The organism is Streptococcus mitis, from assembly GCF_047465045.1.
Classification (GTDB): domain Bacteria; phylum Bacillota; class Bacilli; order Lactobacillales; family Streptococcaceae; genus Streptococcus; species Streptococcus mitis_DT.
On sequence record NZ_JASHAR010000034.1, the window covers coordinates 1 to 7,905 of the forward strand.

A 7,905-nucleotide genomic window follows, 5' to 3' on the forward strand; every position below is an offset into this window, starting at 1 on the left:
AGGGAAGCGTCAAGTGAGAATTGACATGGGATTGGTACTTATGGCCAATAACCTCCTCAAATACAATAAGAGAACGACTCAAAATTAAAAAGCTAGAGTTCCGCTATTGGAAATCTCTAGCTTTTTTGTGGCTGAGAACTATTTTGCTTTAGAAGTTACCAGATAGTTCGTTCTCATAAATAAAAAAGTTGGAGCTCAGTACTCCAACTTTTTATATTAAAATGTTTGGCGTTTTGCTTTACGCTCTGCACGACCGCGAGCACGATTTTCAGCACGCTTGGTCTTGCGACGTTTTTCATCAACCGCCCATTTAATTTTTTTCTTATAACCTGGTTTGACTTTTTTCTTTTTCTTTTTAACCAAACCAATCATTTCGATATCAAGTTTATCTTGTTTTTTCTCACGGTTAGCACGACGATCACGGTCATAAGTATCTTGAAATTCCCCGTCTTTGACCATCTTAGGAGTAAACTTGATTCCCAATTTCTCCAACTCACGGATATCCGAGTCATCACTTGGCTGATAAAGGGTAATAGCTGTACCTGGTAGGCCATTACGCCCAGTACGACCAACACGGTGAACAAAGAAGGACAAATCTTGCGGAATGGCATCATTGATGACATGGCTGACACCTTCAATGTCAATTCCACGCGCTGCCAAGTCTGTTGCGACAATATACTCAAAATCCAGATTTTTAACCTGGTTCATGATACGTTTGCGCTCACGAGGGGCAATATCCCCATGGATTTTTGCAACCTTCAAGCCTTGAGCAGTCAGATATGAATGCAATTCATCAGCACGCGTTTTAGTGTTAACAAAAATCATTGCCAAATACGGTTGCATCAACTGAGTCAACTGGTAAATTTGAGCATTCTTATCTCGGCCCTTGGTCGAAATCAACCAATTATCAATGGTATCAGAAATGACCGTTTTGGTCTTGATTTTCTCCATAACAGGATTTGATAAGTATTTTTTCAAGAATGGTTGCAGTTTTTGTGGAATAGTCGCTGAGAAGACCATGAATTGCAGGTCTTTTGGAAGGCTTCCAGCAATCTTATCAACAGTTTCCAAGAATCCCATATCCAAGGTCATATCTGCCTCATCGACCACAAAGGTCTTAGCCTTGTGAATAGCTAGGTCACCAGACTTAACTAAGTCATAAATACGGCCAGGCGTTCCGATAACAATATGAGGCTGGTTACTTGCCAATTTGTCAATCTGGCGAGCCTTATCTGTACCACCCACATAATTAACCACACGAATTTCTACCTCTGAGTGGGCTGCAATCTGACGGGCTGCTTGGTAAATTTGAGTAGCTAATTCACGGCTCGGTGCAGTAATGACTGCTTGAACACTATCGCTGGCTTCATCTAATTGCTGGAAAATCGGCAATAGGAAAGTATGAGTCTTACCAGAACCTGTTTTTGATTCACCGACTAGGTCACGACCTGCCAAAACAATAGGAATCAACTTGTCTTGCACCTCTGTTGGAGTTGTAAATTTCAACTCCTCCAAGGCTTCACTAATATATTTTTTAAATTGAAATTTCGTAAATGACATAATATCCTCGATTCTATCTATCTTATCAATTATACCATATTTTATTTCATTACAGTAGTCTCACTTATTTAGGCTATTTCCAGTAGTTTTTCTAGTCAGAAAAAGGCTGGAATGTTATAATTCCAACCTCTTTTCAGTCATTATTTCCAGTTTAAAATAGCATTCAAGCCATAGTGGTCACTAACTTGCGGACTCTTGTTGCCATCAAATACGACATGTAAATTTTCTACCTCTAACTCCTTAGTGGTAAAAACATAGTCGATTCGAAGGGGTTCTGTGTTCCCCTTCCAGCCATCAATTTCTGGTGGAACAGTATAGCTACCACTTTTCTCTTGAGCAACTTCAAATGCGTCTTGTAAGCCTAATGGACTAGCTAAAATAGCTTGGTAACCTTCCTGACCAGCTGGGTTGTTGAAATCTCCAGCAAGCAAAAGTGGCTTGTTCAATTCTTTCAAGACAGCTTCAAATCGCGCCCATTCTTCTTGGAAACCTTTATCCCACCAAGAAAGATGGACACTTGCAACTGCAAGTTCCTTACCATCAACTACAGTTTCAGCCAAGGCAACACGACGAGTATGATAGTCTGTTGGATCATCCACATCTGAAATCAAAATTTCTCTTGCTTCAATATGTGTTTTAGACAAGATAGCCACACCTTCATGGTAGCGGTCATAACCAATATGGTTATAGGCCCAAGTCCAGTAGTAATCTTTCCCTTGCTCTGACAACTTTTCAACCAAAAGTCTAACATAATGGTCTTGGTGAATAGGCTCAGCTGCTGGCAAAGCTTGATAAAGGTCATTAACCTCCACCTCTGGCGAAGTAATCTCCTGATTGATTTCTTGGAAACATATCAAATCATAGTCCTTTTCAAGAATATCCTGAAGCAAAATCTGGAATTTTTCCTCTGCTTCTTTTTCCATCCAACTGTGAGTATTGAGTGTTAAAAATTTCATTCTTTTCTCCCAAAATAAGAGGTTGGAATACAGCTTCCAACCTCAAGTATATTACAATTCTACTTTAGCAACTGCTGATTTAGCTGCAAGAGAACCTGTTTGTTCTAATTTAACTGATTTAATTGCATCACCATTTGTGAAGACAACTACTGTTGAAGTTTCACGTCCTGCTGCACGGATAGCATCCAAGTCAGCTGTGACAAGAAGGTCACCTGCTGCAACTTTTTGTCCTTCAGCAACATGAACTGTAAATGGTTTACCTTCAAGACTTACTGTGTCCAAACCAATGTGAACCAATACTTCAAGACCTGCTTCAGTCACAAGACCAAGAGCATGTTTTGTAGGGAAAATACTTGATACAGTACCTGAAACTGGAGATACAATGTTTCCATTTGCAGGTTCTACTGCAAATCCGTCGCCCATCATTTTTTGAGCAAATACTGGATCTTTAACTTGTTCCAAGGCAACAACTTGACCGTCTACTACTGAGTAAACTTCCTCAGTAAGACCTTTGAAGTGAACAGTGTTTTGTTGCGCTTCTGTCATTTGACTTGGAAGAGTTTCAGGAATGATTTCACCTGAATCAAGGATATCTTGGATATCAGATTTCAATACGTCTGCTTTTGGACCGTAGATAGCTTGAACTCCTTGTCCTTTCATGACAAGACCCATAGCTCCTTCTGCTTTCCATTGTTCTGCATTTCCTACTTTATCTGCATCTTTAACAGTTACACGAAGACGAGTCATACATGCGTCAACATCAACGATGTTTGCACGTCCACCAAGAAGGTTGATAATGTTTACAGCTTGAGAGCCTGCTGCAACTTTCACTTCGCTGCTAGATTCTTCTGAACCTTCAGCAGTTTCGTAGTTTCCGTTACGCCCTGGAGTTGCGTAGTTGAATTTTTGAATCATGAAGTTTGCGATAAAGTACATGATTACAGCAAAGAGAACAGTTACCCAGATAAAGTTAACGATATCCATACCAATACCAGCATTAATTGCTAGTGGTGTACGAGTCAAGAATTCAATTGAACCGAATGAGTGGACACGTAGGTTTACTACGTCAGCCATAGCGAAGGCAGCACCTTGAACAAGTGAGTAAACAAGATACATAGGTGTTGCTACAAACATGAACATGTATTCGATTGGTTCAGTAACCCCTGTCAAGAATGTTGCAAGAGCTGTCGCAATCATCATACCTTTATATTGATGTTTCTTATCAGCATCGACATTACGGTAGATAGCAACGATCACACCCATCAAGATACCGAATGAACCGATCATTTGTCCAACTTTGAAACGAGCTGGGTGAACAGTATCTAACAATTGTTGGTAGTGACTTGCATCTGTACCTTTAAGGTTAACAAGGTCTGTTACCCATGCAAGCCATAGTGGGTCTTGACCAAATACTTGAGTACCTTTAGCTGCACCAGTTAAAATGTCATAAGTACCACCAAGAGCTGTGTAGTTCATTGGGATAGTCAACATATGGTGAAGACCAAATGGCAAGAGCAAACGTTCCAAAGTACCATACAAGAATGGTGCAAGGATTGGAGCAGTTTCTTGTGAGTTAGCAATCCAGATACCAAAGCTATTGATACCTGTTTGAACTACTGGCCAGAAGGCAGCAAGTAGAATTGCAGCGATTGCTGAACGAAGAATAACTACAAATGGTACGAAACGTTTCCCGTTGAAGAATGAAAGTGCATCAGGAAGTTTACGGAAGTTGTAGTATTTATTGTAAGCAGTTGCCCCTACAAAACCTGAGATAATCCCTACAAACACACCCATGTTCAATGCTGGAGCTTCAAGAACACTAATGAAGTAATCAGCAACTTTGATTGAACCACCAAAGAGAGTTGTGACCATAGCATCTGGATTTTTCAACATATCTCCTGATACACCAAAGATTGTACCAGTGATACGGTTAATCAAGATGAAGGCAAGACCAGCGGCGAAAGCACCACCAGCACGTTCTTTAGCCCAGCTTCCTCCAATTGCTAGGGCAAACAAAATGTGAAGGTTACCGATAACCCCCCAACCAATTTGCTCAAGAATTCCACCTGTAACTACAAGTGGTGCAAAAGTTGGGTTAATCATTACGATAGACTTACCGATTGAAATCATCAAACCAGCAGCCGGCATAACCGCGATAACCACCATCAAAGCCTTACCGAATTTTTGCCAAAACTCGAAAGACAAGACATTTTTGAATGTATCTTTCATCATTCAAATCTCCTTTATTTTTATTTAGGCAAACGTTTTACGAAAACGTTTGCACTTTCTATAATTCAATTATACCACTTTAATTTTTTTTGTAAAGGCTTTTATAAAAAAAATTAGACTTTTTTCTAAAATTTTTGTAGTAAAAAAGGAGATATTAAAACCTCCTCAAATATACTTCTATTTTATTTTAGATTTTCAGGAATCGGCGCATAGAAATTCCTGATCCGATTGAACCGATAAAAATTCCAATCACAAATAATAAGGCAATCATCAGTGGACTGAATACTTCTGGTGATATCATTGAAAGGTTCTGACCAACCAATGACTTATTAACCGATTGGTAAACCATTTTATAGACAATAAATACCAGAACTGATGGAAGTGTTGCTCCAAGTAAACCAATAAAGGCACCTTCAAGCAAGAAAGGTCCGCGGATATAGCCATTCTTAGCACCTACTAAACGCATGATTTGAATTTCACGGCTTCGTGAAATAATGGTGATACGTATAGTATTAGAAATCAAGAACACCGCAATGAAAATCAAGAGGCCCGCAATAACTAGTCCCCAGACACGAATAAATGAGGCTAACTTAAACAAGCGTTCTGTATTAGCACCACCATCTTGAACTTCTGACACACCTTCGATTTTTTTAGCCTCTTCTGCTACTGTCTTTACATCACTTGGTGTATTGGTATCAACGATATATGCATCATAGAGAGGATTGGCGTCACCATCAAAGATTTTCCAGTTATCCCCCATTGTCTCAGTTAATTTTTCGTATTGTTCTTCTTTACTTGAAAAAGTAACATTCTTAACTGTAGACATCCCCTTCAAAGCATTATATACCTTGTGGTAGTCATTATTTGTAACAGTTTGACCTTCTTTTTCAATCGTCTTACTATTATCAGCTACGTCCTTACGAATGTACACCATTACCCGAACATTATTTTCAATATCTGTAGCTAGTTTAGCCGTATTAAAGATAACAGATGCAAATATTGCAACCAAGGTCAAAGTAATCATAACTGAACTGACAGCAGCTACTGTCATCCAGCCATTTCGTTTCAAACTTTTTAATGATTCAAATAAATGACGAAAAAATCTACTAATCATCGTATCCATATTCTCCTTTAGCTTCGTCACGAACAACACGGCCATTTTCAATGGCAATGACACGGTGGCGCAAGGTATTTACAATCTGACTGTTGTGGGTAGCCATCAAGACAGTTGTACCTTGGAGATTGATGCGTTCCAGCAAGTTCATAATTTCCCATGAATTATCTGGGTCCAAGTTTCCTGTTGGTTCGTCCGCAATCAATACTTTTGGATTGTTTACAATGGCACGTGCTATCGCAATACGTTGCTGTTCTCCCCCTGAAAGTTCATTTGGGAAAGAACGAACCTTATGCTTCAATCCAACCAAGTCTAAAACTTCCATAACACGTTTTTTGATATTACGGCGGCTCTCACCAATAACTTCCATTGCATAAGCAATATTTTCATAAACGGTTTTCTTTGGTAACAGTTTATAATCTTGGAAGACAACCCCAACACTACGACGTAGAAGAGGGACATCTTTCTTTTTAATTTTAACTAGATTAAAACCAGCAACAGATAAGCTTCCTTTTTCGATTTTTACTTCGCGATACAAAGAACGAATAAAGGTTGATTTCCCAGCTCCTGACGGACCTACGATATAGGCAAATTCTCCTGGTTGAATGCTGACCGAAACACCACGTAGGGCAGTCGTTCCGTTATCATACTTTTTGACAACATCTCTCATTTCAATAATTGACATGTGAGTTCCTTTCTTTCTTAGCTAATTCGCCATTTGAGATAGGCATCGATAAAACCATCTAGGTCCCCATCCATAACCTTATCTACCTGTGCAACTTCAAAGTTAGTTCGATGATCTTTTACCATAGTATAAGGTGTGAAGACATAAGAACGGATTTGGCTTCCCCATGTGATTTCTTTTTTCTCACCCTTGAGGGAATCGACTTCCGCATCTTTCTTCTCTTGCTCCATTTGATAGAGCTTAGCCTGCAACATTTTCATGGCACGATCTCTATTTCCATATTGGGTACGGTCGACCGTTGACTGGACGACAGTTCCCGTAGGAATGTGGGTCAAACGCACTCCAGTTGAAACCTTATTGACGTTTTGTCCACCAGCACCACCTGAACGGAAGGTATCCATCTTGATATCATCTTCCCGAATTTCCACTTCAATGGTATCATCCAATTCTGGCATTACTTCTACAGATGTGAAAGAGGTATGGCGACGTTTAGCAGAGTCAAATGGTGAAATTCGCACCAAACGGTGTACCCCCATTTCTGACTTGAGAAGACCATAGGCATTAGGTCCTTCAAATGATAAGGTTACTGACTTGATACCAGCTTCATCTCCTGCTTGGTAATCCAATACTTCCACTTTAAAGCCTTTAGCATTTCCATAGCGAGTGTACATACGAAGTAACATATCACCCCAGTCTTGAGCCTCTGTACCACCAGATCCTGGATGGATTTCCAAAATGGCATTATTATGGTCATAAGGTTCTGACAAGAGAAGGGTCATCTCATAGCTGGTCATCATCTTATCGAGTTCTGATAACTGTTCGACTAGTTCCTCATGAACTGACTCGTCTTCAGCTAAAAAGTCTAATAAAATTTCAACTTCATCCTGCAACTCTTCCATTTTGTGGAAGGTGTTGTAGGTATTTTTTAATTCATTTAATTCTTGCGACGTTTTTTGGGCCGCGATATTATCGTTCCAAAAATCAGGTTCTGTCATCTTGTTTTCCAAGATGGCAATCTCTTCCTCTAAACCTTCGAGGTCAAAGAGACCCCCTGAAAGAAGCTAATTTTTCACGATTTGCGTCAATTTTCTGACGAATTACTGAAATGTCCATAAATACTCCTTTTTTATATCATTTCATTATAGCATATTTTATCATTTCTTTCCATCTTTTGCTCTAATCCCCTTTTCATGGAAAAAGAGGTAACTTCTCAAAGTAACTTCCACTTGGCTAGCCAAAGTGGAAATTAGTCTAAAACGGATTTTTATGGTGGAATTAAGTGTGAGACGTTTGAGTTAGAAATGAGGTCTACTATGACAAAATATAAACACCTTACCCTTTCAGACCGTAATGACATCCAG

The 7,905-nt window shown here is 39.5% G+C and carries 6 protein-coding genes; all 6 read right to left on the reverse strand.

From position 1 onward, the window contains the following. Window positions 1–216: 216 nt before the first annotated feature. The 6 genes from QM409_RS10540 to prfB all read right to left on the reverse strand — a co-directional run bounded on the left by QM409_RS10540 (window position 217) and on the right by prfB (window position 7,657). A complete protein-coding gene (locus tag QM409_RS10540; RefSeq protein ID WP_033689026.1) occupies window positions 217–1,560 on the reverse strand; it encodes a DEAD/DEAH box helicase in 1,344 nt (447 codons plus the stop codon). Window positions 1,561–1,700: 140 nt separating this feature from the next. Beyond that, entirely contained in the window at window positions 1,701–2,516 is an 816-nt protein-coding gene (locus QM409_RS10545) for an endonuclease/exonuclease/phosphatase family protein (protein ID WP_049544410.1), read from the reverse strand. 51 nt (window positions 2,517–2,567) lie between these two features. Continuing rightward, entirely contained in the window at window positions 2,568–4,748 is a 2,181-nt protein-coding gene (locus QM409_RS10550; RefSeq protein ID WP_261020713.1) for a PTS transporter subunit IIBC, read from the reverse strand. Window positions 4,749–4,932: 184 nt separating this feature from the next. Then, entirely contained in the window at window positions 4,933–5,859 is a 927-nt protein-coding gene (gene ftsX / locus QM409_RS10555; protein ID WP_414305709.1) for a permease-like cell division protein FtsX, read from the reverse strand. Then, entirely contained in the window at window positions 5,852–6,544 is a 693-nt protein-coding gene (gene ftsE, locus QM409_RS10560) for a cell division ATP-binding protein FtsE (RefSeq protein WP_000022260.1), read from the reverse strand. Before ftsE ends, ftsX begins: the two co-directional genes overlap by 8 nt. A gap of 17 nt (window positions 6,545–6,561) precedes the next feature. Next, window positions 6,562–7,657, reverse strand: a protein-coding gene (prfB, locus tag QM409_RS10565; protein ID WP_414305710.1) for a peptide chain release factor 2 whose coding sequence is annotated in 2 segments (ribosomal slippage) — window positions 6,562–7,584 and window positions 7,586–7,657 — 1,095 coding nt in all. Because the reading frame shifts where the segments join, the coding sequence is not laid out codon by codon here. Between the last annotated feature and the right edge of the window lie 248 nt (window positions 7,658–7,905).

Coding starts and splice junctions, on each gene's coding strand:
- QM409_RS10545 (WP_049544410.1), bottom strand. CDS start 2,516: ATGAAATTTTTAACACTCAATACTCACAGTTGGATGGAAAAAGAAGCA.
- ftsX (WP_414305709.1), bottom strand. CDS start 5,859: ATGATTAGTAGATTTTTTCGTCATTTATTTGAATCATTAAAAAGTTTG.
- QM409_RS10550 (WP_261020713.1), bottom strand. CDS start 4,748: ATGATGAAAGATACATTCAAAAATGTCTTGTCTTTCGAGTTTTGGCAA.
- QM409_RS10540 (WP_033689026.1), bottom strand. CDS start 1,560: ATGTCATTTACGAAATTTCAATTTAAAAAATATATTAGTGAAGCCTTG.
- ftsE (WP_000022260.1), bottom strand. CDS start 6,544: ATGTCAATTATTGAAATGAGAGATGTTGTCAAAAAGTATGATAACGGA.